This is a genomic window from Trinickia diaoshuihuensis (assembly GCF_003390925.1).
In the GTDB taxonomy this organism is placed as follows: Bacteria; Pseudomonadota; Gammaproteobacteria; order Burkholderiales; family Burkholderiaceae; genus Trinickia; species Trinickia diaoshuihuensis.
In genome coordinates, this window is record NZ_QUBS01000086.1 from 98,127 (window position 1) to 124,142 (window position 26,016).

At 63.9% G+C, this 26,016-nt stretch carries 22 protein-coding genes and 1 riboswitch; of the genes, 9 read left to right on the plus strand and 13 right to left on the minus strand.

The genetic code is table 11. The features are described from left to right. Window positions 1–28: 28 nt before the first annotated feature. Both DXT59_RS24280 and DXT59_RS24285 read left to right on the plus strand, forming a co-directional pair. On the plus strand, window positions 29–1,234 hold the full coding sequence (locus tag DXT59_RS24280; RefSeq protein ID WP_162878231.1) for a cupin-like domain-containing protein: 1,206 nt from the start codon (window positions 29–31) through the stop codon (window positions 1,232–1,234). Next, complete coding sequence (locus DXT59_RS24285) at window positions 1,231–2,469, plus strand: MFS transporter (RefSeq protein WP_116140007.1); 1,239 nt, start codon at window positions 1,231–1,233, stop codon at window positions 2,467–2,469. Before DXT59_RS24280 ends, DXT59_RS24285 begins: the two co-directional genes overlap by 4 nt. Here the strand turns inward: DXT59_RS24285 and DXT59_RS24290 are convergent. The 4 genes from DXT59_RS24290 to DXT59_RS24305 form a co-directional block, all read right to left on the minus strand. Then, a complete protein-coding gene (locus DXT59_RS24290; protein WP_116140009.1) occupies window positions 2,434–3,618 on the minus strand; it encodes an alpha-hydroxy-acid oxidizing protein in 1,185 nt (394 codons plus the stop codon). The genes DXT59_RS24285 and DXT59_RS24290 overlap by 36 nt on opposite strands. Window positions 3,619–3,694: 76 nt before the next feature. Further along, window positions 3,695–4,519, minus strand: coding sequence for a MipA/OmpV family protein (locus DXT59_RS24295; RefSeq protein ID WP_116140011.1), 825 nt, complete (start codon window positions 4,517–4,519; stop codon window positions 3,695–3,697). Then, the gene (locus tag DXT59_RS24300; RefSeq protein WP_116140013.1) at window positions 4,519–5,418 is read right to left on the minus strand and encodes an alpha/beta hydrolase; all 900 of its coding nucleotides are present in this window, start codon (window positions 5,416–5,418) and stop codon (window positions 4,519–4,521) included. Before DXT59_RS24300 ends, DXT59_RS24295 begins: the two co-directional genes overlap by 1 nt. A 26-nt stretch (window positions 5,419–5,444) precedes the next feature. Further along, on the minus strand, window positions 5,445–6,224 hold the full coding sequence (locus tag DXT59_RS24305; RefSeq protein WP_116140015.1) for a DUF4118 domain-containing protein: 780 nt from the start codon (window positions 6,222–6,224) through the stop codon (window positions 5,445–5,447). Window positions 6,225–6,506: 282 nt separating this feature from the next. On the opposite strand from DXT59_RS24305, the gene aldA reads away from it, so the two are divergent. The 3 genes from aldA to DXT59_RS24320 all read left to right on the plus strand — a co-directional run bounded on the left by aldA (window position 6,507) and on the right by DXT59_RS24320 (window position 10,920). After that, window positions 6,507–7,928, plus strand: coding sequence for an aldehyde dehydrogenase (gene aldA / locus DXT59_RS24310; RefSeq protein WP_116140109.1), 1,422 nt, complete (start codon window positions 6,507–6,509; stop codon window positions 7,926–7,928). A gap of 66 nt (window positions 7,929–7,994) precedes the next feature. Next, window positions 7,995–9,212 carry a mandelate racemase/muconate lactonizing enzyme family protein gene (locus DXT59_RS24315; RefSeq protein ID WP_116140018.1) on the plus strand — a complete coding sequence of 406 codons (1,218 nt, stop codon included), beginning with the start codon at window positions 7,995–7,997 and terminating at the stop codon, window positions 9,210–9,212. 28 nt (window positions 9,213–9,240) lie between these two features. Then, window positions 9,241–10,920, plus strand: coding sequence for a GMC family oxidoreductase (locus tag DXT59_RS24320; protein WP_116140020.1), 1,680 nt, complete (start codon window positions 9,241–9,243; stop codon window positions 10,918–10,920). Here the strand turns inward: DXT59_RS24320 and DXT59_RS24325 are convergent. The 3 genes from DXT59_RS24325 to DXT59_RS24335 all read right to left on the minus strand — a co-directional run bounded on the left by DXT59_RS24325 (window position 10,893) and on the right by DXT59_RS24335 (window position 13,721). Beyond that, entirely contained in the window at window positions 10,893–11,771 is an 879-nt protein-coding gene (locus DXT59_RS24325; protein WP_205417473.1) for a LysR substrate-binding domain-containing protein, read from the minus strand. The genes DXT59_RS24320 and DXT59_RS24325 overlap by 28 nt on opposite strands. Before the next feature lie 99 nt (window positions 11,772–11,870). After that, a complete protein-coding gene (locus DXT59_RS24330; RefSeq protein WP_116140111.1) occupies window positions 11,871–12,695 on the minus strand; it encodes a quaternary amine ABC transporter ATP-binding protein in 825 nt (274 codons plus the stop codon). Between the two features lie 63 nt (window positions 12,696–12,758). Further along, window positions 12,759–13,721 (minus strand): ABC transporter permease, encoded by a 963-nt coding sequence (locus DXT59_RS24335; protein ID WP_116140024.1) that lies wholly within the window; start codon window positions 13,719–13,721, stop codon window positions 12,759–12,761. 307 nt (window positions 13,722–14,028) lie between these two features. On the opposite strand from DXT59_RS24335, the gene fae reads away from it, so the two are divergent. Genes fae through DXT59_RS24350 form a run of 3 tightly spaced genes read left to right on the plus strand, consistent with a single transcriptional unit; the run spans window position 14,029 to window position 17,049 of the window. Beyond that, entirely contained in the window at window positions 14,029–14,550 is a 522-nt protein-coding gene (gene fae / locus DXT59_RS24340; protein WP_116140026.1) for a formaldehyde-activating enzyme, read from the plus strand. Between the two features lie 28 nt (window positions 14,551–14,578). Next, complete coding sequence (locus tag DXT59_RS24345) at window positions 14,579–15,598, plus strand: aldo/keto reductase (protein WP_116140028.1); 1,020 nt, start codon at window positions 14,579–14,581, stop codon at window positions 15,596–15,598. After that, a complete protein-coding gene (locus DXT59_RS24350) occupies window positions 15,595–17,049 on the plus strand; it encodes an NAD-dependent succinate-semialdehyde dehydrogenase (RefSeq protein WP_116140030.1) in 1,455 nt (484 codons plus the stop codon). The genes DXT59_RS24345 and DXT59_RS24350 overlap by 4 nt, the downstream gene beginning before the upstream one ends. 15 nt (window positions 17,050–17,064) lie before the next feature. Here the strand turns inward: DXT59_RS24350 and DXT59_RS24355 are convergent, their stop codons facing one another. From DXT59_RS24355 to DXT59_RS24370, 4 genes are all read right to left on the minus strand, one after another. Then, on the minus strand, window positions 17,065–17,967 hold the full coding sequence (locus DXT59_RS24355) for a LysR substrate-binding domain-containing protein (RefSeq protein WP_116140032.1): 903 nt from the start codon (window positions 17,965–17,967) through the stop codon (window positions 17,065–17,067). Window positions 17,968–18,015: 48 nt separating this feature from the next. Continuing rightward, the gene (locus tag DXT59_RS24360; protein WP_116140034.1) at window positions 18,016–19,128 is read right to left on the minus strand and encodes a porin; all 1,113 of its coding nucleotides are present in this window, start codon (window positions 19,126–19,128) and stop codon (window positions 18,016–18,018) included. Window positions 19,129–19,222: 94 nt separating this feature from the next. Beyond that, a complete protein-coding gene (locus tag DXT59_RS24365; protein WP_240324654.1) occupies window positions 19,223–20,263 on the minus strand; it encodes an ABC transporter substrate-binding protein in 1,041 nt (346 codons plus the stop codon). A 72-nt stretch (window positions 20,264–20,335) separates the two neighbouring features. After that, on the minus strand, window positions 20,336–21,466 hold the full coding sequence (locus DXT59_RS24370) for a mandelate racemase/muconate lactonizing enzyme family protein (RefSeq protein WP_116140036.1): 1,131 nt from the start codon (window positions 21,464–21,466) through the stop codon (window positions 20,336–20,338). Between the two features lie 211 nt (window positions 21,467–21,677). Here DXT59_RS24370 and DXT59_RS24375 point away from each other — a divergent pair, with 211 nt between their 5' ends. Further along, a complete protein-coding gene (locus tag DXT59_RS24375; protein WP_240324655.1) occupies window positions 21,678–23,132 on the plus strand; it encodes an aminotransferase-like domain-containing protein in 1,455 nt (484 codons plus the stop codon). 20 nt (window positions 23,133–23,152) lie between these two features. On the opposite strand, the gene DXT59_RS24380 is transcribed toward DXT59_RS24375, so the two are convergent. After that, the gene (locus tag DXT59_RS24380; RefSeq protein ID WP_116140038.1) at window positions 23,153–24,193 is read right to left on the minus strand and encodes a HoxN/HupN/NixA family nickel/cobalt transporter; all 1,041 of its coding nucleotides are present in this window, start codon (window positions 24,191–24,193) and stop codon (window positions 23,153–23,155) included. A gap of 86 nt (window positions 24,194–24,279) precedes the next feature. Then, window positions 24,280–24,476: riboswitch (cobalamin riboswitch) on the minus strand. A 66-nt stretch (window positions 24,477–24,542) separates the two neighbouring features. Next, window positions 24,543–25,991 carry a cobyric acid synthase gene (locus DXT59_RS24385; RefSeq protein ID WP_116140040.1) on the minus strand — a complete coding sequence of 483 codons (1,449 nt, stop codon included), beginning with the start codon at window positions 25,989–25,991 and terminating at the stop codon, window positions 24,543–24,545. Window positions 25,992–26,016 lie beyond the last annotated feature (25 nt).

Genomic DNA, 26,016 nt, shown 5'->3' on the forward strand with positions numbered 1-26,016 from the left:
TTCAACCATTGGCGAGGGGAAAGAGACGATGATCGCAAGAGTGAGCAGCAAGGCGTTTTCGAGTGAATTCTTCGCCCAAGGGCAGCCGGCCATCATCACCGATGCCTTGACGGATTGGCAGATCGAGACGCGCTGGACACCGGAGGCACTCGCGCGCACCGCGCGCGACAGGCGTATCGTGTCGAGCCGGGCGGGCGACGGCCGCTACCGATTCGCGCCATCCGACGAAGGCTCGCGCTCGAACGTATTCGAGACCAGCGAGATCGAATTCGGTGAAGCGGCTCGGCGGCTCCTGGATCCCGGTGACGGCGACACCGTCTATGTCATGCAGCAATCGATACCGGAGAAGCTTCCCGAGTTGCTCGGCCATGTCGTCGTGCCGCCATGGATCGCGGGGCAGCAGAACGCGATCAATCTATGGTTCGGCAGGCGCACGGCCACTCAACTGCACTTCGATCACTCGAACAATTTCTTCGCGCAGTTATACGGCAACAAGGAATTCACGCTGTTTGCGCCGGCCGATAGCGAACACCTCTATCCGTATCACCATGACTCGGCGACGTCTCATCTGTCGTACGTGGACTTGGACGAGCCGCGTCTGGACAAGTATCCGAATTTCGCGCGCGCCACGGCGGATCGATTTACGATGCAGCCGGGCGAGTTGTTGTTCCTGCCCGCGTTTTGGTGGCACCACGTTCGCGCGTCGGGAGTCGCGGTATCGGTCAATTTTTGGTGGGCGCCGCGCTGGTCCCAAATCGTCGCCGCGCACAATGCGATGCGTGCGCTGTCGAACCTGTATGCGGTCGATCGCTTGAAGACGTTCGAGCAGGCCTTCCTTTCTCCCGAAGGCCTGGACTTGATATCCGGAGCCGATCGATTTCTCGCGGGCGGGAGGACGTGGGGCGCGACGGTGTTGGCGCTGGCCGCGCTCGACGAACGGATCGGTGCGCACGCGTCGCCAAGCGAGGCGCGCGAGCCCGTGGGCTGCCGATTGAGAGCGCTAGGCGCCGAGTTACGGCAAAGGACTCAGGACGCCGACGGCTCGACGGAGCTCGATCTGTCCTTGCTGGACGAGGCGGCTCGACTTGCCGACTTGGTGGCCGATCGTTACGGCGACGACGTGCTCGAGGCTCGGCGCGTCGAAGCGTTTTTGCGAGCGATCGAGCAGGCGCGCGCCCCGAGCCCTCACCCGCGCGATGTATCGTTGGCGGGCGCGGGCGGTGTCGATTCATGAGTGCGTCCGCCCCCGCCTCGGCTCGCACACCGACTCGAGCGGCATTCGGTTTCATCTTCGCCACCGCGTTGATGAACGCGGTTTCGTTCGGCGTCGTGCTGCCGGTCTTGCCGAATTTGATCAAGGCCTTCGCGCATGGCGATACGTCGCTCGCGGCGCAGTGGAGCACGGTGTTCAGCGTGGCTTGGGGCGCGATGCAATTCGTCTGCGGGCCGGCGCTCGGCGCGCTATCGGACCGTATCGGGCGCAGGCCCGTGCTGTTGATTTCCCTCTGCGGCCTCGCATTCGACTTTTTCGTCATGGCGCTTGCGCCGAACCTCGTTTGGCTGCTCGCCGGCCGCATCGTCAACGGCATGACCTCGGCGAGTTTCGCCACGGCCAACGCGTATATCGCGGATGTCACCGCGCCTGGCGACCGCGCGCGCGCGTTCGGCCGTATCGGTGCCGCGCTGAGCCTCGGTTTTCTGGCCGGCCCCGTGGTGGGCGGGATGCTGGCGAGCATCGATCTACGGATGCCGTTCTACGTGGCGGGCTTCGTCACCGCGCTGAACGCGCTATTTGGGATCTTCGTCTTGCCCGAATCGCTTCCGCCGGAGCGCCGCGCGAGCGGGCTCGATCCGCGCGAGCTCAATCCATTCGCGGCGTTCGCGCTCTTGCGCGAGCACGGCGATTTGCTCGTCTTGTGCGTGCTCGGGGCGCTATTCGCGTTCGCCTGGATGGTGGGGCCGTCGGTGTTCGTGCTGTACGGCGGGTATCGCTATGGTTGGGCCGCGGCGGCGATCGGCGTGGTGATGATGGCGAGCGGCGGCATCGGCGCTATCGTTCAGACCGCTCTGGTCGGGCCGGCCGTCGCGCGTCTGGGCGAGCACGGCGCGGCTTTGCTCGGCGCGGTTGCCGCGGCGATCGGTTACGCGGCGTTCGGCTTGGCCGGGACCGGATGGGCCTATCTTGCCGTGATTCCCGTGTTCGCGTTGCACAACGTCTTTACGCCCGCGCTTCAGGGACTATTGACGCGGCATGTCGACGAGGGCGGACAAGCGCGGTTGCAAGGCCTCGTTCAGGCGACGCAGGGCATTGCCTCCGTCGTCGGGCCGTTGGTGTTCGGAATCGTCTTCGCCTGGTCGACGCGGGCGGGAACAGGCCCCGCGTTATCGGGCAGCCCGTTCTTCTTGGCGTCCGCGATCATGTTGGTCGTGTCGTTAGGCTTGATCGCACTGCGTAACGCCGCGCGATAACGGGCCATAGCCGACCGTGGCGGTGCGAAGATGGTGCGGGCGGACGTCGGCAATACTGGCGCATCCGAGCATGGCGAGCGTCCGGTCGATCTCGTCTTGGATGATTTCGATCACGCGCAACGCACCCGCTTCGCCGGCGGCAGCAAGGCCGTAAAGCGTGGCGCGTCCCAGCAGCACGGCGTCGGCACCGAGTGCGACGGCTTTGACGACGTCGGATCCACGCCGGATCCCGCTATCGAGCATGAGGGCGCCGGCAGAGGCGCAGGCGGCTTTTACCTCCGGCAGGATGTCGAGGGACGCGACGGCATCGTCGAGCTGGCGTGCTCCATGATTGGAGACGATGACGCCGTCGGCGCCCAATTCGATGCACCGTAATGCATCGTCGGGGCGCAAGATGCCCTTGACGATCAATCGATGCGGCCATCGATCGCGCCATCGGCTCAAATCGTCCCATGCGAAGCTCGCGTCCATCTGCCGGCGCAGCAATGCGGCACGCGCCTCGATGCCGGTACCGTTATCGGAGTCGATGTTGGCGAGCGTGGGCACGCCACCGCTGCGCAACAGCGCCCAAGTCCAGCGCGGATGGGCGAGCGCATCGAGACACGCCCGGGGGGTGAAGCGCAACGGCAGTGCGAAGCCGTTGCGCATGTCGCGTTCGCGTTTGCCGTTCAGCGTGACGTCAACGGTTGCGACAAGCGTGCGATATCCGGCTCGTGCGGCACGTTGGACCAAGCTGTCGGCCAAGTCGCGCTGCAAAACGTAGAGCTGAAACCACAGTTCGCCGCCTGCTTCGCCGGCCAGCCTTTCGAGCGAAACGTTCGACGCCGTGGACATGACGAACGGAATACCGGCGCGGCGCGCGGCGCGTGCGAGCGCGATGTCGCCGTTCGGCCACACCAGTCCGTTCATGCCGGTCGGCGCGATCAAGAGCGGGGCGCCAATCGTCTGTCCGAGCAGTTTCGTCGACATATCGCGCCGGCTGACGTCGACGAGCCGCTGCGGCAGGAATTCGATGCGCTCGAACGCAGCCCGATTGCGGCGCAAACCGCGTTCGTCCTCTGCGCCCCCGTCGACATAATCGAAAACGCGGCGCGGCAGTCTGCGGCGGGCGAGGGCGCGGAACGCCTCGACGTTGATCGGAATTCGCATGGTTAGGAGCGTACGAACTGAACGCCGTTGCTGTCAAGCAAGCATGCGCGTTTCGTGTGCTCGTGCGAAATCGCCGTCAAAACTTGTAATTGAGCGCCGCGAATGCGGTCAACTCCGTGTGCCGCTCGGTGATCGGACTATGCGCCGCATCGCCTTGCAGCCGGCCCAGCGTGGTATTGAGCGAGCCGGCCCAGTGCTTGGTGAAGTCATGCGACGCGTAGAACGTGACGTGCACGTCGCGCACGCCCGCGCCCGCGGAATACGCCGGCAGCCCGGACGCCGCGCTTTGCGCAGGCGATACGCCGAACAATTTGCGCGTGTACGCGGCGCTTGCCCATGTGAGGCCAGGACCGACCGAGAACAGCCAGCCCGTCACCGGCAGCGACGCGTAGAGGTCGGCGCTCGCCGTCAAGCCCTGGCCGTTGCCTGCGATATCCTGCAAGAGCGCAAACGAACCGGTGAACGCCCACACCGTATAGTCGGCGAACAGCTTCAGCTTCGGCCCGTCATGGACGTCGCCGAGTCCGTGCAAATGCGGATCGTCGGAGGCATTGCGGGATTGGAAGTCGAAGGTCAGCGCCGTCCCCACGTGATAGTTTTCGGCGCGCAGCACGTTCACGCCCAGCACGTCGGGCCCTTGCGAGAAGAAACGGTCGTCGTAGGAGATGTCGAGTGCGGGAAACGGATACAGCTTGAAGCGACGCGCGCCGGGGTAAGCCGGCGCGAGATACACGCCCGGACCGACGGCGATTTTCCAGCGCGACGCGGCCGGCGCGGTCGGCGGCTTGGCCGCATCCGTTGGCGCGGGTGCCGCCGCCGTCGAGGCCGGGCCGTCGTCCGCGCGCGCTTGAGCGCAGATGGCCAGCGCCGCCACCGCAATCGTCGTCGTGAAGCGCCGCATTAGTTGCGCCCTCCGGCGACGGCCGCGAGTTGGCGCAGGCGCCTTGCCAGTGCCTTGGAGACGACCGGCTGGCTGCCTGGATCGCTCGCGCCGCGCGCCATCTCGCTCTCACGCAGGAATAGGGCGGTTTCACGCGCGACGATCTCGCGCTCGTTGTCGGATGTGATCATGTGATAGGAATCGTCCAGCCAAATCGTGCGTAAAAAGCTCGCGCCGATGTTCTCGATGATGAAGCGCGGATTTCGCGGGCTCGACGTTTCGTCGTCGATCGCGTGGATCAGGAGCGTGTCGTTCGCGATGGCCGCTACTTCCTTTCGGACGGAGCGCGCGAGGCGCGCGGCTTGGTGCAACGCGGGCAGCGAAATCGTCGATGGACCGACTTCGCTGAATGCGTTGCGCTGCATCGCGCGCGCGATCTTCGCGCGCAGCGCTTCGTTGCGCAGCCCGAACGGCTCGGCTTCGCGATAGCGATAGCGGTTGCGCAGGGGCGTGTAGTAGGCCCAATCGAGCAAGAAGCGGTACCACGGGATCGCCCAGCCGTCGTAATCGAGCGTGAGCGACAACAGCGCGAGCGCCTGCGCGTTCGAACGTTCGCGAATCAGCCGCAGCGCGAGGGCCCCGCCGATCGATAGCCCGCAGACCGACACGCGATCGTATTTCGCCGCGAGCGCATCGAATTCGGCAATCGCTCCTTCGAGCCAGCGCTCCATCGGGGCCTCGGCCGACCCCGCGCTGTAGCCTTCGATCACGGGCGCGCAAATCGTGAAGCCTTCCTCGTGCAAGTATCGCGCGAGGTAGCGCAGTTCGAGCGGCGAACTCGACAAGCCGTGCAGTAGCAGCACTGCGTGGCCGTCGCCTTCATTGAAGATGCGCCCGGAAGAGGGGGCAAGCGTTTCCATCGCCGGGATTGCACTATCGGGCACGCTCAGTCCTCCGTCCGAAGCACGAGGAAATCGCCCGCATGCGTCGTGAACCGTTCGCAGGTGCACTGTGCGATCGCGTTCTCGGCGCCGTGCCCCTGTTTGCGCAGACGCACGCGATGGCTGCCCGGCCACAGTATTTTCGATAGACGCTGCACGTCCTCCGAGTGCACCTCGTGAAAGCGCGGACCTTGCGCAATACCCGACGGAATCGGGCTCGGCGCGGCGCCGGCGCTTTGGCCGACGCTCGCGCGTTGCGCGGCGTCGCGCTCCAGGGCCTTGATCAGCACGATCTGGGAATGATGCTGCGCGAGGTGGCGCAGCAATCGGTGCGTTTCATCGACGGCGCGTTTGGCCAGTGCGCGTTGATTGTCCTCACGCAGCAGCATTTCATAACGCGACTGCGCGACCGAGGAGATCAGTTGCGCACGAAACTGAGCCCGGCGCAGCCGCTCGATCAATGCGATGACGAGCAGCGTAACGAGCGGATACGACACCAGCAGGACGATGTCGTTTTGGTTGATCACCGAAAGGGTGGCGTAGGGCGGCACAAACAGATAATCGGCGATGCACAGCCCCAGCAGCATCACGGTCAGAGCCGGTGCGAGCCCGAGGTAATACTGGACGAGCGATGCGGCAATGGCAAATGCCGTGCCGGGCATGACAGGACCGATGAGCGGGTGCAGCGCCAGCCGTACGCCGGCAGCGACGCTCAGTGCGCCCGCCGCGAGCAGCCAGCGCCGAGCGCCGCGAGGTGCCCAACTGCGGGCATTACGAACGTCCATAAATCCGTGGTTATTCGACCGATATTTGGTTATCGGCAGATAATCTGAAATTTTTAGTAATAGACCGAGAGGATCCTACGGACGGGCTGTTTTTGCAACCGGCAATGCCACGAAGGGCGCTTGCAACGCGGCAACTATCCGGGTAACCACGTACGAATCGAACGCCGTTGCCGTCGGGCAAGCATGCGTTTTTCGCATGCTCATCCGGACAATAAATCGTTTGCTCGCGCTTGTTTCGGCGCCGATACTGCCCCGAAAGGTCCATCCGGCGGGGCAGACGCAATGCATACATACCGAAATTTCATCGACGGCGAGTTCGTTGCCGAAGCGAGCGAACGGATTGCCGTCATCAATCCGGCAACGGGCTTGCCGATCGGTGAGGTGAGCGCGGCCAGCAAAGCCGATGCGGTCCGAGCCGTCGAGTCCGCCGTGCATGCCCAACGCGCCTGGCGGCGCCTGCCCGCCGCGGAGCGCGGCGTTTGTCTGAACCGATTCGCGCAAGCCATCGACGCGCGCGCCGCGGCGATCGGCGCCGCGCTCGCGTTGGAATCGGGTAAAAGCCGGCAGGACGCTACCGCCGAGGCGCATTATGCCGCCGAAATCCTTCGCTACCACGCGCAGTGGGCTAGACGGATCGAAGGCGAGGTCATTCCGAGCGATAACGCCGGTGAAAACCTGATCCTGATGCGCGAGCCGATGGGCGTCGCCGCGTGCCTGATCCCCTTCAACTTCCCCGTCTACACGTTGCTGCGCAAGATCGCGCCGGCGCTGATCGCGGGTAATGCGGTGGTCGTGCGTCCCAGCAACAACACGCCTTGCAGCGCATTCGAAGTCGCGCTGGCCGCGCAAGAGGCGCAGTTGCCGGCCGGCTTGCTCAACGTGCTCGCAATGGATCACGAGACGGCCGCAACGTTGTGCACGCAACGTGGCGTCGCGATGATTACGTTGACCGGAAGCGTCGCGGCGGGACGCAAGGTACTCGATTACTGCAAAGAGCATATCGCGAAGCCGTCGCTCGAATTGGGCGGCAAGACGCCGGCCATCGTCGAACCCGATGCCGATCTCGAATCGGCCGCTGCGGCCATCGTGCGCTCGAAGACGACGCATTGCGGGCAGCTTTGCACGGCCATCGAGCGCGTGTATGTCCATGAGCAAGTCCATGACCGCTTCGTCGCGCTGCTCAGGCAGAAGATGAGCGCCATCCGCTTCGGTGATCGGTCGATCGATGAAACCCTGATGGGGCCGCTCGTGAACGCGCAAGCGCGCGAGGCCGTGCACGGGATGGTACAGCGCGCGATCGAAGCGGGCGCCGTGCTCGAAACGGGCGGCCATATGCCCGGCGGCCCCGGCTACTTCTATCCGCCGACGCTGCTCAGCCAGTGCCGTCAGGACATGGAAATCGTTCAAGAGGAAATCTTCGGGCCGGTATTGCCCGTGTTGCGCTACGCATCGCTCGACGAAGCGCTGCGGATGGCTAACGATCACCAGTTCGGCCTCTCGTCGGTCTTGTATACGGAGAGCTATCGCACCGCGATGCGTACGGCCAACGAGATCGAGGCCGGAGAACTTTACGTCAATCGCACGCCGGCCGATCCGTATCAAGGGTTCCATGCGGGATGGAAGCGTTCGGGCCTCGGCGGGGACGACGGTAAGCATGGGATGCTCGAATTCACGCAGACGCGCCTCGTCGTCATGCCCTATTGATGCACTTGGCGGGCGGCCTCGCAGGCGCTCGCTCGACTATAGATCCACACTCGCATTCGCCCAATCATGAAAGTCGTTTCCATGCAGACGCATGTCGTCGCCGTTCCACCGCCGCATTTGGGCGGAATGTACTGGATCTTCGTCACGCTGCAAACCGATTGCGGCATCGAGGGGGTAGGCGAGGTCTACGCTTCCACGTTCCACCCCAGCGTACTCGTGCCCGCGATCGAGGACGTTTTCGAGCGCTATCTGCTCGATCACGATCCGCATCGTATCGAGCGCTTCTGGCGCGAAGCGTATTCGAGCGGCTTCACGCAACGGCCCGACCTCACGATGATGGGTATCGCGAGCGGTCTGGAGATGGCCTGCTGGGACATCATCGGCAAAGCGTGCGATAAGCCGGTGTATGAATTGCTCGGCGGTCTCGTCAACCACCGGCTTCGCTCCTACACCTATCTGTACCCCACGAATCAAGTCGGCGAATACGATTACGACGATCCCGATCTTGCCGCGCAATGCGCGGCGGACAATGCCGAGCGCGGCTTCACCGCCGTGAAGTTCGATCCCGCGGGACCCTATACCGCCTATTCGGGGCATCAGTTGTCGCTCGAGGTGCTCGACCGCTGCGAGCGCTTTTGCCGTCGCGTGCGCGAGGCCGTGGGATCGCGCTGCGATTTACTGATCGGCACGCACGGTCAGATGGTGCCGTCCTCGGCGATTCGCCTGGCGCGGCGCCTCGAAAAATACGATCCGCTCTGGTTCGAAGAGCCGGTGCCTCCCGGGCAAGAGCAGGCCATGGCGCAAGTCGCGGCGCATACGAGTATTCCCATCGCGGCCGGAGAGCGGCTGACCACCAAGTACGAATTCTTCAAACTGCTCGAAAGCGGAGCGGCTTCGATCCTTCAGATGAATGTCGGCCGCGTGGGCGGATTGCTGGAAGCGAAGAAGGTGGCGAGCCTGGCCGAAGTCTATTACGCGCAGATCGCGCCTCATTTGTATAACGGTCCGGTCGGCGCGGCGGCCAGCATTCAGTTGGCGGCTTGCACGCCGAACTTCTTGATCCAAGAAAGCATCGGGACGTGGGACGGCTTTCATGCCGAGATTTTGAAGCGGCCGATCCAATGGGAAGACGGATATCTGATTCCGTCCAAAGCGCCGGGGCTGGGCGTCGAACTCGACATGGACGTCGTTCGAGCGCATTCCCCTTATACCGGGGAGCGGCTGCATTTGCAGATGCAGCGCGAACCGGCCGATGTCAGGGATACGTCGCCGGCGCGCGGCTGATCGATTATCGAGGAACGAGGAGCGGGACATGATCTACGACTACGTCATCGTCGGCGCGGGCTCGGCCGGCTGCATCGTCGCCGAGCGGCTCAGCGCATCGGGCCGCTACTCCGTGCTGCTGCTGGAGGCGGGCGGCCCCGATACCTCCCTCTGGTTCAAGGTGCCGATCGGTTACGCCAAGCTTTACTACGATTCGGCCCACAACTGGATGTACTACAGCGAACCGGAACCCGAACTCGGCGGCCGCTCGGTGTATTGCCCGCGCGGCAAAGTGCAAGGCGGATCGGGTTCGATCAACGCGATGATCTATGTCCGCGGCGCCGCGCGCGATTTCGACGATTGGGCCGCGGCCGGCAACCCGGGTTGGTCGTACCGCGAAGTCTTACCGTATTTCCGCAAGCTCGAATCGCATCCGCTCGGCGATACGGAGTACCACGGGGCCGACGGTCCCGTGCGCATCACCTCGATGAAGGACGACGTTCATCCGATCTGCGAGCGCTTTATCGAAGGCTGTACGCAACTGGGATACCCGCACAACGCCGATTTCAACGGCGAGCGTCTCGCAGGCGCCGGCGTCTATGACATCAACACGCGCAACGGCCGGCGCGATTCGAGCAGCGCGGCGTATCTGCATCGTGCCGGCGCGCGTCCGAACTTGACGATCGAGCATCACGCCCATGCGACGCGCTTGTTGTTCGATGCGCGGCGCCGCGCGTGCGGAGTCGAGGTGACGCAGGGCGGTGTCACGCGAACGTTCGCCGCCAGGCGCGAGGTGATCGTCGCGGCCGGCGCGGTCGATTCGCCCAAACTGCTTCAGCTCTCCGGTATCGGCCCGCGAGCGATCCTCGCGCGGCACGGCATCGACGTGCTGTGCGATTCGCCCGCCGTCGGCCGGAACCTGCAAGACCATCTATGCGTCAGTTTCTATTACCGCGCTCGCGTGAAAACGCTAAACGATGCGTTCCGCAGTTGGACCGGCAAGCTCAAGTTCGCCGTGCAGTATTTGACGAAGCGCAATGGCCCGTTTTCGATCAGCGTGAATCAAGCCGGCGGATTCTTCGCGACCGTGGCGGGCCAGACCGATCCTCGCGTCCAGATCTACTTCAACCCACTCTCCTACAAGATTCCCAAATCGAGCCGGTCGCCGTTGACGCCGGAGCCGTACTCGGGTTTTCTCGTGGCGTTCAATGCCTGCCGTCCGACGAGCCGCGGCTCGATCGAAATCGCCTCCGCGCGCGCCGAGGATGTGCCGCTGATTCGCGGCAACTATCTCTCTACGCAAGAAGACCGTGACGAGGTCGTGCGCGGCGCTCGCCTCGTTCGCGAGCTGATGCAGGCGCCCGCACTCAAAGCGATTACCGAAGAGGAAGTGACGCCCGCCGCCAGCGTCACCGACGACGCGAGCATGCTGCGCTATTTCCGTGAGCAAAGCGGTTCGATCTACCATTTGTGCGGGACCTGCGCGATGGGTCCCGACCCGCGCAACGCCGTCGTCGATGCACGCCTGCGCGTGCATGGCGTGACGGGGTTGCGCGTGATCGACGCCTCCATCTTCCCCAACATCACGTCCGCCAATACGAACGCACCGACGATGATGGTCGCGGAAAAGGGCGCGGCCATGGTCTTGGAGGATGCGGAAGCAGACCAGGCATCGGCGGCTTCGAGCGATCGAGCGGGCGTTCAGGCCGCCGCGGCGATTTCGTCTTGAAGCCATTGGCGGAATAACCGCAGCGGCTTCGACTCCTTGCGCTCGGGGCGAACCACGAACCAGTACGATTGATGACCGTCGACGTGCACGTCGAGCAGCGGAACGAGTTGGCCGTCGGCGAGCTCGCGGCCGATCATGTTGCGGTCGGCGATCGTGACGCCGAGGCCCTCGATGGCCGCGCGTATCGCATGGTCGAGCAGATCGAACTCATATCCGCCCGACGTATCCACACCGGCGATTTGCGCCGCGTCGAGCCAATGGCGCCAAGTCAGATAACGCTGGTTATCGCCGGCCAGCACGTGCAGCAGCGTCTGCCGGGTCAGATCGACGGGGGCGCGCGCGGCGAGCGACGGCGCGCAAACGGCAATGTGCTGCTCGCTCATGAGCAGCGAACTGTCGAGGCCCTCCCATTCCCCATCGCCGAATCGGATCGCGCAATCGAGCGCGGTGGAATCGGCCAAGCTGTCTCTGAGCCGCGTGGTCAGGCTCAATTCGATCGAGGGATGGCGCTCGCGCAGCAGCGGGAGCCGCGGCACGAGCCAGCGGCTGGCGAACGTCGGCGGTACATTCACGCGCAGACGATTGAGGTCGCTCTTCTGCTGAATCGCTCGAACGGTCAATTCGATGCGGTCGAACGATTGCTGCAAGGTATTGAGCAGCGCCCGGCCCGCTTCCGTAAGCTCGAGGCGATGATGGTGGCGCTCCAGCAGCGCCTCGCCGAGCTGGTCCTCCAGTTGGCGAACTTGCCGGCTGACGGCGCTTTGCGTGACGTTCAATTGCTCGGCGGCTCGCGTGAAGCTGCCGCTCGTGCCGGCGGCCTCGAACGCCTTCAGTGCGTTCAGCGCCGGCATTTTCCTTTTCAATTCGGCCTCCTCCTCATGCGGCGCCGGGGTGGGCCGGCGCCTCGTATGATGGGCGGAGTATACCGGGATGGCGTTGGGATCCGCGGCTCAATGCGTCGTGCCTGGGCGGCGCTCGACGAAGCGGCGGACGTAATCGTCGGCGGGATGGCGCACGATCTCCTCGGGCGTCCCGCATTGGATCAATCGGCCGTCGCGCAGAATCGCGATTCGCTTGCCGATGCGCAACGCTTCCTCGATGTCGTGCGTGATAAAGACGATCGTCTTTTTCAGCGTCGTTTGCAGCGCGAGCAACTGATCTTGCATTTCGGTGCGGATCAGCGGATCGAGCGCGGAGAACGCTTCATCCATCAACAATACGTCCGTATCGGCGGCGAGCGCGCGCGCAAGCCCCACGCGCTGGCGCATGCCGCCCGACAACTCGTCGGGATAATGATTCGCGTATCCGGCCAGACCGACTTTATCGAGCCAGTGCAGCGCCATTTCGTGAGCGGTGCGTTTATTCTCGCCGCGGGTCACGAGCGCGTACGCCGCGTTGCTGAGCACCGTTTGATGCGGCAGCAAGCCGAAGCTTTGAAAAACCATGCTCACTCCGAAGCGGCGCAACTCGCGCAATCCGCTTTCGGGGAGCTTGAGGACGTCTTTGCCGTCGATCAGAATCTCGCCCTCGGTCGGTTCGATCAACCGGTTGAAGTGCCGCACGAGCGTGGATTTACCCGATCCCGACAAGCCCATGATCACGAAAATCTGGCCGGACTCGATCGATAAGCTGATGTCGTTCAGGCCGACGTTGCAACGTGTTCTCTCGAGTACCTCGGCCTTCGATGCGCCGCCGCGCAACAATCCCAGTGCTTGCCGGCTGGCCTCTGGCGTGCCGAACAGTTTATAGACGTGCTTGACTTCGATGCCGCTCATTTCCATGACCCCTTACGATCGCTGACTTGCTTGCCGCGTTGCCGCCTTCGTCGCGGCCGCCGGCTATGACTTCACGGGTTGACCGGTGAGGCCGTCGTCCGCCGTTGGCTGATTTCCGGTCCCTTCGTCGCGCGCGCGGCGCGACGAGGTGCGCGCCGGCTGCTGTTGCCGCCTGAGCCGACGGATACGGCTGCCTTCGCCATAGCCTTGGCTGATCCGGTCGATCACGATCGCCAAGATCACAATGGCAATGCCCGCTTGGGTGCCCTTGCCGACGTCGAGTGTCTGAATGCCGGCGAGCACGTCTTCGCCGAGCCCGCGAGAACCGATCATCGATGCGATGACGACCATCGAGAGCGCCATCATCGTCGTTTGGTTGATGCCGGCCATGATGCTCGGCCGCGCGAGCGGTAATTGGACTTGGAACAGCAGTTGCCAACGCGTCGTGCCAAAGGCGCGCGCCGCTTCGACGATCTCGCCGTCCACATGGCGGATGCCGAGATCCGTCAGACGAATGAGCGGGGGCAACGCGTAGACGACGGTGGCAAAGATCGCCGGGACTTTGCCAAGCCCGAACAGCATCAGCACCGGGATCAAATAGACGAAGCTCGGCAGCGTTTGCATCACGTCGAGGACGGGCAACAGCACGCGCCGCAATCTTCGGCTCGACGCGGCGACGATCCCGATCGGCACGCCGAGCGCCACCGAAATCATCGTCGCCACGAACATCAGCGCGAACGTCTGCATCAGCTTGTCCCAAAGCCCGAAGCAGCCGATCAAATAGAGCAGGGCGACGAACATCAGCGCAACGCCGATGCGGCGCGACGCGTGCCAGCCGAGCAGCCCCACGGCGGCTAGGACGAGCCAGGGCGGCGTCGCGCGCAGCAGGCCTTCGAGGGGCACCAATACGTCGCGCAGCATGGCAACGCTGAAGTCGTGAAACGCGTCGCCGTAGCGTTGGACGAACACGGCGACCGCGTTGTTGACCCCGTCGGCGATCGACAGGTGCAGAAAAAGCGAATTCATGACGACCTCGTCTCCTCCCTTCCGGGATGTAATCGTCAGCCGCGAGGCTGCGTTTCTTGGATAGTCGAGCGCAGTCTAACGGGAGCGCTCGCGCTTGCGAAGCCAAGAATAGTCATCGAATCATTACAAGATCTCATGCTGCCGGCAACCGTTGCGTGCAATGAGTCCGCCTCATACCTCCATGAGAATTCATAGCTTTTGAGCGTCCGATCCCTATGCTGCAATTGCTCACGACGCGCACGAAGGGTGCGATTCGGCGGAGCGCCTCGGCGCGGCGTCAACGACGCTCAATAGGAGACAGAGCAAGATGAAAGCATTGCAGGTGTATATCGGCGAAGGATTCGCGGGACCCGGCGTGAACGCCGCTCATATCAACATCATGATCGGCCCGCGTAACGGCCCCGTTGGGCAAGCATTTACGGGAAGCCTCTCGTCGCCGTCGCAGGGACACGTTCCGTTCATGGTGGTGGCTCAGCCGAACGTACCCGTGAAACCCGTCACGTTGTATGTGAATAAGGCCGACATTCGCGGCGAATTACACGGCAACGCAACCTGGGGCGCTTCCCAGGCGGCGATCGCCAAAGCGGTGACCGAAGCGATGTTGGACGGCACGCTGCCCCCGGAAGCCGAGAACGAGTGGTGCATCGTCACGGCGAACTGGGTGAATTGGGCGTGCGACGATCTCGACGTCGTCTACGAGAACAATTACCAGGCCTGCAAAACGGCGATTCATGCCGCGATGAACGGCTTGCCCGACCTCGACCGGCTCGCGGCGATTCGCGACAAGATCAGCAATCCTTTCTACACGCCCAAAACAGGCAACGCGTAAGCCGCGGCCACGAGACGAGGTAACGATCATGCAATATGTTCAACTAGGCCGCTCGGGGCTCAAGGTATCGCGCCTTTGCCTCGGTACGATGAATATGGGCACGCCCGATTGGAAGCCGTGGATCATGAACGAGGCTCAAAGCGAGCCGATCGTCGCGCGGGCGCTGGACGCCGGCATCAACTTCATCGATCTGGCCGATTTTTATTCCACGGGCGTCGGCGAGGAAGTCGTCGGGCGCATCGTGCGCCGTTTGGCAAAACGCGACGAACTGGTGCTGACGACCAAGGTCGGCTATCCGATCGGCGCGGGCGCGAACAATCAAGGACATTCGCGCAAGCATGTCATGGAAGCGATCGACGGCTCGCTGCGCCGGATGCAGACCGATTACGTCGATATCTACATGCTGCACTACTTCGACGTGAATACGCCGGTCGAAGAAACCATGGATGCGCTCAACGACATCGTACGGGCGGGCAAGGCGCGATATATCGGCGTCTCGACGATGTTCACGTGGCAATTCGCGAAGATCTTGCAGGTGTGCGAGCGGTACGGTTTCGCCAAGCCGATCAACATGCAATTGCAATTGAATTGCGCTTACCGCGAAGAAGAGCGCGAAATGATTCCGTTTTGCATCGATCAAGGCGTGGGAGTATCGGTATTCAGTCCGCTCGCGCGCGGTTTGCTGTCGGGCGATGCGCAATCGGTCCGCAATCAGACCGACTTCTTTACCGTGCAGATGTACGACGACGAGACTTCGCGCAATATCGCCCGCTCGGTGGCCGAGGTCGCCCTCGCGCGCGGCGTGCCTTGCGCGCAGATCGCTCAAGCCTGGGTGCTCGGGCGAGCGGGCGTCGCATCGATGCTCGTGGGCGCCGACAGCGTTGCGCAACTCGACAGCGCGCTTGCCGCGCTCGACACGCAACTCGATGCGGACGAACGCTATGAACTGGAGCGCAACTACACGCCGTGCGACGTCATCAACGATTATGTGACCGCGCGTATCGCGCGCACGCCGCGGCCGTCGCGCCGCTTGGAGATCGCGGCATGATCGCGGGGCTCCTTGACGCCGGCCTATGGCGCACGTCGAGCTATATCGACGGCGAATGGATCGACGGCGACGCGACCTACGCAGTGCTCGATCCGGCGAGCGGGCAGCCGATTGCCGACGTTGCCCGCGCGGGGGCGCGCGAAGCGCTCCATGCGGTTGCCGCGGCGGCGCGCGCGTTCGCGACCTGGCGCGAGACGACACCTAGCGAACGCGCCGTGGTGCTTCGCCGCTGGGCTGACCTCATGCTCACCCACCGCGACGACCTCGCGCGCATCATGACCGCCGAACAAGGCAAACCTTACGCGGAAGCGCAGGGCGAAGTTGCCTACGCCGCCAGCTTTCTTACGTGGTTCGCGGAGGAGGCGCGCCGCGCGTACGGCGACGTCATTCCCGCGCCGAAGGCCGGCGCGCGTATCGTCGTGACGAAAGAGCCGGTGGGGGTCGTGGGCGCCGTCACGCCATGGAATTTCCCGCTGGCGATGGTTACGCGCAAAGCCGGTCCCGCGCTCGCGGCCGGCTGCACGATGGTGCTCAAGCCGTCGGAGGAAACGCCGCTGTCCGCGCTGGCGCTGGCCGTTCTAGCCGAGCGGGCCGGGGTACCGCCCGGCGTCTTCAATGTCGTCTCGGGCGATGCGCCGGCCATCGGCGACACTTTGATGGCGTCGAAGGCCGTGCGCAAGATCTCCTTCACGGGCTCCACGCGCGTCGGAAAACTGCTCATGCGCGCTGCGGCCGATAGCGTAAAGAAGATATCGCTGGAGTTGGGCGGCAACGCCCCGTTTATCGTTTTCGACGATGCGGATCTCGATGCGGCGGTCGCCGGCGCAATGGCCTCGAAGTTTCGCAACACGGGACAAACGTGCGTCTGCGTGAATCGGTTCTTCGTTCAGTCGGGCGTGCACGATGCGTTCGTCGACAAGCTCACGCAAGCGGTGCGCGGACTTCGCGTGACGAACGGCATGGAGCCCGGCGCAACGCAAGGGCCGCTCATCAACCGCGCGGCGCTCCAAAAGGTCGAAGCCCACGTGGCCGACGCGCGCGAAAACGGCGGGACAGTCATCGTAGGCGGCCGCCCCCATGCGCTCGGCGGCACCTTCTACGAGCCGACGGTCATCGCCGGCGCGCACGGCGGGATGCTGCTCGCTCACGAGGAAACCTTCGGCCCGGTGGCGGCCGTCTTTCGCTTCGAGACGGAGCAAGAGGCGATTCAAGCCGCGAACGACACCGACTACGGGCTCTCCGCCTACTTCTACACGCGCGACGTCGGCCGTGTGTGGCGTGTGGGCCAAGCGCTCGAAAGCGGCATGGTCGGCATCAACGAAGGCATCATTTCGACCGAGGTCGCGCCGTTCGGCGGCGTGAAGCAATCGGGCCTCGGCCGCGAAGGCTCGAAATACGGCCTGGACGAGTACCTCGAGATGAAGTACATGATGATGGGCGGTTTAGCCTGAGCGCAGTGGCCGGGCCTAGCCGGCGTAATGCTCGATGAGCCACTGACTGAAGTGCCGCACACGTTGCGTGTCTTGCACTTCGGAGCGTACGTCGAGCCAATATCCGGCCGGGCCGGCCACTTCGATCGGACTCAACTGAATCAAACTGCCGTTCGCGAGCTCCGGTTCGATCATATGTCGATCGGCAACCGCGATGCCGAGGCCTGCCACGGCCGCGTGGATGACTTGGTCGAGGGTACTGAATTCGAGCTCGCCGGCCCGCGCCATCTCCACGTCGATCTTCGCGCTATCGAGCCAGGCTTCCCATACTAGGAGCCGCCGGTCGATGTCGAGGATATAAAGCCAGGGATGCCGCAGCAACACGTCTCGCAGCGCGGCTTCATCGCCCGGTGTTTGAGCGAATGCGCTCGCCGCGCCCACGAGCACGTGCCGCTCGCGCATCAACAGCGTGCTGTTCGCGCCCGGGAGCGGCTCCACGCCGAACCGGATCTGGCAATCTTCGTTGCGCTCGCCGCCATGCAGCGGCCCATATTCGTTGGTGATCGAAATGCGCAACTCCGGAAAGCGCGTTTGAAAGTCGCGCAGGCGCGGCGTCAGCCAGCGCGTCGCGAGCGTGGGCGCGGCGTTCACGCTGAGCAGATTGTTCGACGGATCGGAGCGGATTGCGTCGAGCGTATGCGCGATGCTGTCGAACGCGGCCTGCAAGGTCGGCAATAAGCGCTTGCCGGCCGGCGTGATTTCGAGCCGGTGATGATGCCGCATGAACAACGGCGTGCCCAAGTAATCCTCGAGCAAGCGAATCTGACGGCTGATGGCGCCTTGCGTGACGTGTAAATTTTGGGCGGCCTTCGTGAAGCTCAGCGTTCGGCTGGCCTCTTCGAACGCCCGCAGTGCGGACAGGGAGGGCAGACGTCGCATGAAAGACCTCGATGCTAGTAGGCGCGCCGGGGGGCGGCGCGCCATTCGTTAGAACGTGTGGGTGATGCCCAAGCGGCTGACCACTTGATTGCGCGTGGACGACGGGTTGAAGCCCGTGATCTGCGCGTTTTGCGCGGAACCTGCGGCGTGCTGGTAGGAGCCCATCGCATAGACCGAGGTCTGCTTCGACAGGCTGTATTGTGCGATCAAATTGGCTTGGTGATATTTCGGATCGGTATCCACGACGCGATCGTGGCCGGTCGTATAGGTATAGCCGAGGCCGAGCGTGAGCGCGGGGGTGACGGTATAGATGCCCGACACTTCGTAGTTTTCGAAGCGAAGATTGTGCGTGCCGTCGATCGAGCCGAAATAGACGTTCGAATAATCGGCCATCAGTTTGACGGCGCCGATCGTATAGGCCGCACCCGCCGACACGATGCCTTGATAGCGCGCATTGGCGAGCGCATCGCCGAATACCGCGTTCACGTATCCGCCGCCGCTGCCGTAGCCGGCGACGGACGTGATCGGATTGTTCACGCGCAGATAACCGACGCCGGCGCTGAACGGACCGTGTGCGTATTGCGCGGCGGCGCTATACGTGACGTCGTTCGAAAACTGTCCGGCGTGGCCGCCGAGCGAATAATGTCCTTCGAACGTGAAGCCGGCCAAGTTCGGACTCACGTACTTGACGGCGTTATTGACCGGATAGCCGTTGTCGAGGTTGTCCATATCGTTCGGATGGGCGAAATACCAGCCGCCGTATTGACCGTTCAACGAGAACGGTTCGACGAGATCGACCGCAGCATCCCACTGCTTGCCGAACGTCAACTGGCCGTAGCGATCCGACTTGAGCCCGATATAGGCGTTGCGAGAAAAAGCGAGGCCGCCGCCTTGGACGCCGGTCGCCGCATTGAACCCGCTTTCGAGGCGGAAGATTGCCTGGTAGCCCGCGCCGAGATCCTCCGTTCCGCGCACGCCCCAACGGCTACCGGCCGGCACGCCGCTTTGCATCTGGACGAGCTTGGCGCCTGCCCCCGGCACGAGCTGGCCGTTCGCACCGCTTGCGACATTGTTCGCGTAATCGACGCCGAGATCGACGATCCCATATAACGTCACGCTGCTCTGCGCGTGAGCGCCCGCTATGGCGAGCGCAAGCGGCATCGTGGCGAAAATGTGTTTCCTCACAACTGTCTCCTTGTTTTAAAGCCGCGACGCGCGACTCATTCATCGATTTGTTATCGTTGGATCGCCGCACTCAAGAGGCGAGCGATTTTTCCACTTTGGCCGCCACGTCGGCCGGGACCCACGGCTTCCACATGTCGGGATGTCCCTTGAGGAATTTGACGGCTTCCGTCTGGGCGTCGACCTTGTGTTCGGTCATGTCGAGAATCGTCGAATTGAGGAATTCGAGCGGGAAGCTCACCTTCGAGAAGAAGTTCATCACGTCGGGTTCGGCCTGATAGAACGGCGTCGATACGCCGATCTTCAGATGCGACACGAGGTAGGAAGAGGCGCACTGATTCGGGCTGTTCTCTTCGCGCAGCGTTTTCCAGCAGGCCTCGTTGAACGGCGGCATTTTCAGTTGAACGAACTTGTATTTCGCCATCAATGCCGCGGGCTCCCAGTAGTAGGTCAGAATCGGTTTGCCGCGCTGATAGGCCGACGAGATCGCCGCGTCGAGGGCCGCGCCCGTGCCGGGGCGGAAATTCGTGTAGTCGTCGTTGAGTTTGAGCAGCTTGAGCAGCCGCGTGTTGACTCGCTCGCAATCCCAACCCGACGGACAGTTCAAGAAGCGGCCGTGGTCGGGTTCTTCGTCGTCGACGAACAGCGCCTTGTATTTCGGCAGATCTTCGACCGAGGCAAGCGCCGGAGCACTCGCCTTGATGCCGCGCTTGGGATCGCCGTGCACGACGTAATCGGGCACGTACCAGCCTTCCTTCGTGCCGCCGGGCAGCGTATCGCCAACGAGCTTGACGGTGCCGGCCTTGACCGCGCCCGCAATGATCTCCGAGCGTCCCGTCCATTGCTCGCCCCACACTTGCAGATCGTTGCGCGAGAGCGCCGTTTCCGTCGCGGCCGTGCTGCCCGGCACCGTGTCGGTCGCGCAGCCATAGCCGTTTTTCAATACATAGCGCAGCACTTCCGTCGTAAAGCTGCCGCTTTCCCAAGTGACGCCCGCCATGCGAACGGTTTTGCCCTGGCTGCACCAGGAGCCCGCCGCATGCGCGGGCAATGAGGCGACGGCGAGCGGGACGGCCAGCCAGGCGGCCCGTACGAGCGTGGTCATGCGATTCATCTTCATGTCTCCGTTTTGTTGGATTAATGGGTCGCGTCGAGCGACGAGGGTGCGCGATCGCGCTAGGTGAACTCAGTCGTAGCGGCTCGTGGCGGCCAGCGTCGCGCCAAGCACCGCTTCGTTCAGTTCGATACCGAGGCCGGGAGCCTCGCCGAGTTCGATCCAACCGTGCTCGTCGATATCGAGCGGTGTCGATAGCGGGAAGTCCCGCCGCGAAGGCGCCCATTCTGGCGGGTCGTACGGGAATTCGACGAAGGGCGCATTCGACGCTCCCGCCGCGACATGCAGATTCGCGGCAAGGCCGATACCGTTGCCCCACGTATGCGGCGTAAACACCCGCCCGCGCTCCTCGATTTGCGCGGTCAGCCGGCGGGCGCCTTCAAGGCCCAGCGTGCAGACCACGTCCGGCTGATAGACGTCCAGGCAATCGTGTTCGAGCAGCGCTTCGAATTCGTGCATCTCGCGCGTGAGTTCGCCGCCCGCGATCCGTACGCCGGCCTGACGACGTAGCCAAGCGTAGCCGGAGTAGTCGCCGCGATGCAGCGGCTCCTCGACCCAATAGACGCGGTAGGGCTCCATTTGCCGGATGACGGCCAACGCCTCGTCCGCACGCCACGGCGATTGCGTGTCCCAAGCCATGCGCCAGCCTTGGTTGCAATCCACCATGATCTCGATGCGCTCGCCCACCGCCTCGCGCACGGCGGCCAGCGCGGCGAGATCGTCGGCGAGACGTGGGCGGCCGAAGCGAATCTTCAGGGCGGGGAAACCGCGCGCCACGACATGCTCCGCCCAGTGCGCGAGGTCCGTGAGCGAGCGATGAATGCCAGACGACGCATAGGCGCGCACGCCGCTCGCGCGGGCGCCGGCCATTCGCCAACACGGCTTACCGAGGATCTTGCCGGCGAGGTCCCACAGCGCCGCGTCGAGCGGCCAGAGACGACCCGCATGAAAACTGACGTTTTCGATGACCGCGCTGTGGCGCGTTAGATCGAGCGGATCGGTCCCAATGAAGAGATGCCGATAATCGTCGAAACCGTACATGGCGTCGCCCGACCCGATTCCGATGCGGCCTTCGTCGTCCTGCACCCGCACGATCGTGGCCGGAAACCAGCGACGCGGCCGGCTATCCCACGAAGCAGGGAAAGCTGGGTCCAGCGCCAGCCGGTGATGCGTGACGTCGATGCGTTCGATGCGGTTCGCCATGGTCGTCAGCCGGGCCGGGCGCGCGAGGATGCGCTATGCCGCGGGCGACTGTCTCCTTTCTTGGTCTGTCGGGCCATCGTAGAGGGTCAATATGCCCCCCTCAATGGAGTCAATTGAAGTAATTGACCGCCTTCAATTCGGCGAAATGGGCGCGATAATGGCACCGAACGAGCCGGGTCGCCCGGCTATCCCCGAGACCCGGACATACGCCATGAACGGTTGGATCCCCGCTTTGCAGCGCGGCAGCAACGAGCCGAAATATCAGATGATTGCGCGCGCTTACGTGCAAGCCATACGCGGTGGGCAAATGCTGCCGGGTGAGAAACTCCCCGCGCATCGTCTGCTGGCGAAAAAATTGGGCGTGACGACGGGCACGGTCAGCCGCGCTTACGACGAACTCGAACGATGCGGCATGGTCATCGCGCGCGTCGGAGACGGCACGTATGTGGCCGAACCCGACACCGGCGCCGACGGGATCGGCGCGCTCGACCGGCCGCGCGTCGTCCCCTCGCATAGCGAACGCGGCGCCGCCATCGGTACCGGGCACGGCCCGGCCGTGACGGCAAGGTCGATCGACCTCGGGCAAAACGTACCGATGCCGACCGCCGAAGCGCACTTGTTCGGCGCCACCCTGCGTGCGGTCGCGGCCGACGAGCGGCTCGGCGGCGAATTGCTGCTTTACCAGCCCGAAGGCGGCAAACGCGCGCATCGCGAAGCGGGAGCGCGTTGGCTGACGCAGATGGGGTGCCCGGGCCCGGCCGAGCGTGTATTGGTCACGCAAGGCGCGCAACATGGGATCGCCTGCGTCCTGCGCGCGGTGCTGCGGCCCGGCGACACCATCTTCGCCGAGGCGCTCAGCTATCCGGGTATTGTCGCGCTTGCCCGGCAGTTGCGCCTCAATCTCGTCGGCGTCGAAATCGACGACGAGGGCATCGTGCCCGCGAGTCTCGAGCGAGCGTGCGAAATGCTGGCGCCGCGCGCCTTGTTCTGCGTTCCGACTTTGCACAACCCGACGACGGCGACGCTCTCGGACGCCCGCCGCGATGCGATTGCCGAGATCGCGAGCCGCCATCATCTGGTCGTCATCGAGGATTTGGTGCACGCGGCGCTGCTCGATGCGCCGCCGCTGTCGATCGCAGCGCGTCTTCCCGAAAGCGGCATCGCGGTCGGCAGCTTGTCGAAAGCGATCGCGCCCGGCTTGAGGATCGGTTACGTCCATGCGCCGCAAGATTGGGTCGGCAAAATCTTGGCCGTCATCCGCAGCGATTGTTGGATGACCGCGCCGCTCAATGCCGAGATCGTCGCTCGCTGGATCGACGCAGGAGAGGTGGCGAGACTCGTCGCGTTACAACGCGAAAAAATCGATGCCCGGCAAGCGATCGCCGCTCGAATCCTCGAGGGGGTCGCCTATCGGACGGATCGAGCGAGTCCGCATCTTTGGCTATCGCTGCCCGAGCCATGGCGTGCCTCGGAGTTCGCCGCGGCGCTGCGGCAGGTCGGCGTACTCGTCAAGACAGCCGACAGTTTCGTCATCGGCCGAGGATCCGCGCCGCATGCGGTGAGGATCAGCTTGGGCGCCGCGAGCGACGACGACGCCTTGCGGGAGGGCTTGGGGCGCGTGGTCGCGACGCTGCGCAACGGGCCCGACGGGGCTTATTCGGCCTAAAGCGCCGCGGTGGGTTGCGATCAGCAGAGCCGGTCGTATCCCTTTACCCGATACACGACGAACGAGGCCAACCAAGCGAAGATGAATACGCCGATGATCACGAACCCTAAGTGCTCGAAGTTCTCGTTGAGCATGCCGATCGTCTCCCAGAATCCGCCTTGCAGCTTGAGCCGGCCGGAAAGCAGCCCGAGCGTTTCGATGCCGCCGATCAAGAGCGCCACCACCACCGAGACGAGCGTGATCGTGAGGTTGTAGTACAGCTTGCGAATCGGCCGAACGAACGCCCACTCGTAAGCGCCGAGCATCAGTACGCCGTCGGTGGTGTCGACGAGCGACATCCCCGCCGCGAACAATACGGGAAAGACCAGCACGACCCCGAGCGAGATACCTTGGGATGCTTGACTCGCCGATAGACCGAGCAAACTGACCTCGGTGGCCGTATCGAACCCGAGGCCGAAGAGGAAGCCGAGCGGAAACATCCAGGCCGGCCGGGAAACGAGCCGGAACATCGGGCGGAAGAGCCGCGCCAGCAAGCCGCGGCTATTGAGCAACAGATCGAGATCGTCGTCGCTGTACGCCTGGCCGCGCCGCACGCGACCGAATGCCTTCCAGACGCCGCGCAAAATGACGATGTTCATGGCGGCGATCAGAAACAAGAACAAGGCCGACACGCCTGTGGAAATCATCCCACCGAAATCGCGCCATGCCTTGACGCGGTGTTCCAAGGCGACCGCGGCGAGCGCGACGCCCGCCGACACGAGCAGCACCACGGCCGAGTGACCCAGCGCGAAGAACAAGCCGATCGAGACCGGCCGTTGTCCGTCCTGCATCAATTTGCGTGTGACGTTGTCGATGGCGGCGATATGGTCCGCATCGACGGCATGACGAAGGCCGAAGCCGTACGCAAGGAGCCCGGTGGATAGAAGCAGGGGATGCGCGCGAAACGCGACGTACGCCCATACCCAGGCGCCGACGTTAAATAGCGCAAGCAGGCAGTACACGGCGACGACACGGCGGCGGAGTCCGCCGCCCACGGCGGCCGGTTGCAAAACAGTGGACATAAAGGATCCTGAGGTCGGGCTGTCCTTGCAACGGGCGCCACGGCAAACGGCGCTTGCGCATCGGGACACCCCGCCCGTCGCGGCTGCATGGACCTCGGAGGATGGCAGGTCTCCTGGCTCGCGGGTCGACGCCCGTGCCGACCTTCCCGGTGTCCCAGTGGTCTACGTTGGCACAGACTCGCCGCTTACAGTTGCGGGGGCAGCCGCAGACTCGAAGCGCAATGCGCCTTTACTGCGTTCCCTTTTGATCCCGGTGAAGGGAACCATCGGGGTAAGAGCGTACGAACTGAACGCCGTTGCTGTCAAGGCTCGCCAAAAAGCGCCGTGTCGTCCGAATCGGGCAAACGCTTCACCAAAGGCCCTCTAAGCGCACGTGCCGAGCCACCACATCCGCGAGTGTCTCGATCGATGCAAGACGGCGAGCCTCGTGATCGACGCGCACGGCATCGTCCTTGCCGGCCCAGCGCAGCAGCGCCTCGCATGCCTCGGGCGAATCGAACAACCCATGCAAGTACGTCGCCAGGATTTGTCCATCCTCGGAGAGAGCGCCATCGCCGATGCCGGTTTGCAGACGAACGGCGGGGCGGGCGAGCGCCGCGCCTTCGGTCACGCCCATATGAATCTCATAGCCGCGCACCGGCACGGCACCGCTCAGCAAAAGCGCGCCGGTGGTATTGACGAGTTGCTTGTGCGGTTCGAGCGTCGTCACGAAATCGAGCAATCCGAGCCCCGGCGTCGAATGGACCTCGCTCTCGAGCCCGAGCGGGTCGCGCAACTCGCGGCCGAGCATTTGCAGGCCGCCGCAAATGCCGATCAATTTGCCGCCGTATCGCAAGTGCTTGCGCAAATACGGCTCCCAGCCGTTCTGGCGCAGCGCGTGCAAGTCGCGCTGGACGCTCTTGCTCCCGGGCAAGACGACGAGATCGGCCGCCGGAATCGGATCGCCCATGCGCACGAAGCGCAGATCGACTTGCGGGTGAGCGCGCAGCGGATCGAAGTCGGTATGGTTGCTGATGCGCGGCAGTACGGGAACGACCACACGCAGCGCGTCATCGGGCGCCCGTTGACCGTGCCGCTGTTTCGGCAACGCATCCTCGGCATCGAGCCACAAGTTGGGAACGAACGGCACCACGCCGAGCACGGGCTTGCCTGTTTGCGCCTCGATCCAATCGATTCCGGGTTGCAGCAGCGATACGTCGCCTCGAAACTTATTGATGATGACGCCTTTCACGAGAGCGCGTTCGTCTTCGGCCAAGCATGCCAAGGTGCCCAGAATCTGAGCGAATACGCCGCCGCGGTCGATATCGGCGACGAGCACGACCGGGCAGCCTACCGCCGTCGCAAACCCCATGTTGGCGATGTCGCCTTCGCGCAGATTGACCTCTGCCGGACTGCCGGCGCCCTCCACCAGCACGAGATCCGACTTGGCCCGCAGCCGCGCGAACGATTCGAGCACCGCTTGACGCGCGACCGGTTTGTAGTGGTGATAGGCGCGGGCGTCGAGGTTGCCGGTCGATCGGCCGTGCACGATGACCTGCGCGCCGATGTCGCTGTTCGGTTTGAGCAAGACCGGGTTCATATCGACTTCGGGCGCGATGCCGGCCGCGAGCGCCTGCCAGGCCTGGGCGCGCCCGATTTCACCGCCGTCGACGGTGACGGCGCTGTTCAGCGACATGTTTTGCGGCTTGAACGGCGCGACGCGCAGGCCGCCGCGCGCGGCGATGCGGCACAATGCGCCCACGACGGTGCTTTTGCCCGAATCCGAACTCGTGCCTTGGACCATCAACATGCCAGCCATGTCAGCCATCTAACTCGTCCTGTCG

Bases quoted from the DNA above. Each gene is read 5' to 3' on its own strand.
- DXT59_RS24280 (WP_162878231.1), top strand. From the start codon at position 29: ATGATCGCAAGAGTGAGCAGCAAGGCGTTTTCGAGTGAATTCTTCGCC.
- DXT59_RS24285 (WP_116140007.1), top strand. From the start codon at position 1,231: ATGAGTGCGTCCGCCCCCGCCTCGGCTCGCACACCGACTCGAGCGGCA.
- DXT59_RS24290 (WP_116140009.1), bottom strand. From the start codon at position 3,618: ATGCGAATTCCGATCAACGTCGAGGCGTTCCGCGCCCTCGCCCGCCGC.
- DXT59_RS24295 (WP_116140011.1), bottom strand. From the start codon at position 4,519: ATGCGGCGCTTCACGACGACGATTGCGGTGGCGGCGCTGGCCATCTGC.
- DXT59_RS24300 (WP_116140013.1), bottom strand. From the start codon at position 5,418: ATGGAAACGCTTGCCCCCTCTTCCGGGCGCATCTTCAATGAAGGCGAC.
- DXT59_RS24305 (WP_116140015.1), bottom strand. From the start codon at position 6,224: ATGGACGTTCGTAATGCCCGCAGTTGGGCACCTCGCGGCGCTCGGCGC.
- aldA (WP_116140109.1), top strand. From the start codon at position 6,507: ATGCATACATACCGAAATTTCATCGACGGCGAGTTCGTTGCCGAAGCG.
- DXT59_RS24315 (WP_116140018.1), top strand. From the start codon at position 7,995: ATGAAAGTCGTTTCCATGCAGACGCATGTCGTCGCCGTTCCACCGCCG.
- DXT59_RS24320 (WP_116140020.1), top strand. From the start codon at position 9,241: ATGATCTACGACTACGTCATCGTCGGCGCGGGCTCGGCCGGCTGCATC.
- DXT59_RS24325 (WP_205417473.1), bottom strand. From the start codon at position 11,771: ATGCCGGCGCTGAACGCACTGAAGGCGTTCGAGGCCGCCGGCACGAGC.
- DXT59_RS24330 (WP_116140111.1), bottom strand. From the start codon at position 12,695: ATGAGCGGCATCGAAGTCAAGCACGTCTATAAACTGTTCGGCACGCCA.
- DXT59_RS24335 (WP_116140024.1), bottom strand. From the start codon at position 13,721: ATGAATTCGCTTTTTCTGCACCTGTCGATCGCCGACGGGGTCAACAAC.
- fae (WP_116140026.1), top strand. From the start codon at position 14,029: ATGAAAGCATTGCAGGTGTATATCGGCGAAGGATTCGCGGGACCCGGC.
- DXT59_RS24345 (WP_116140028.1), top strand. From the start codon at position 14,579: ATGCAATATGTTCAACTAGGCCGCTCGGGGCTCAAGGTATCGCGCCTT.
- DXT59_RS24350 (WP_116140030.1), top strand. From the start codon at position 15,595: ATGATCGCGGGGCTCCTTGACGCCGGCCTATGGCGCACGTCGAGCTAT.
- DXT59_RS24355 (WP_116140032.1), bottom strand. From the start codon at position 17,967: ATGCGACGTCTGCCCTCCCTGTCCGCACTGCGGGCGTTCGAAGAGGCC.
- DXT59_RS24360 (WP_116140034.1), bottom strand. From the start codon at position 19,128: ATGCCGCTTGCGCTCGCCATAGCGGGCGCTCACGCGCAGAGCAGCGTG.
- DXT59_RS24365 (WP_240324654.1), bottom strand. From the start codon at position 20,263: ATGAATCGCATGACCACGCTCGTACGGGCCGCCTGGCTGGCCGTCCCG.
- DXT59_RS24370 (WP_116140036.1), bottom strand. From the start codon at position 21,466: ATGGCGAACCGCATCGAACGCATCGACGTCACGCATCACCGGCTGGCG.
- DXT59_RS24375 (WP_240324655.1), top strand. From the start codon at position 21,678: ATGAACGGTTGGATCCCCGCTTTGCAGCGCGGCAGCAACGAGCCGAAA.
- DXT59_RS24380 (WP_116140038.1), bottom strand. From the start codon at position 24,193: ATGTCCACTGTTTTGCAACCGGCCGCCGTGGGCGGCGGACTCCGCCGC.
- DXT59_RS24385 (WP_116140040.1), bottom strand. From the start codon at position 25,991: ATGGCTGGCATGTTGATGGTCCAAGGCACGAGTTCGGATTCGGGCAAA.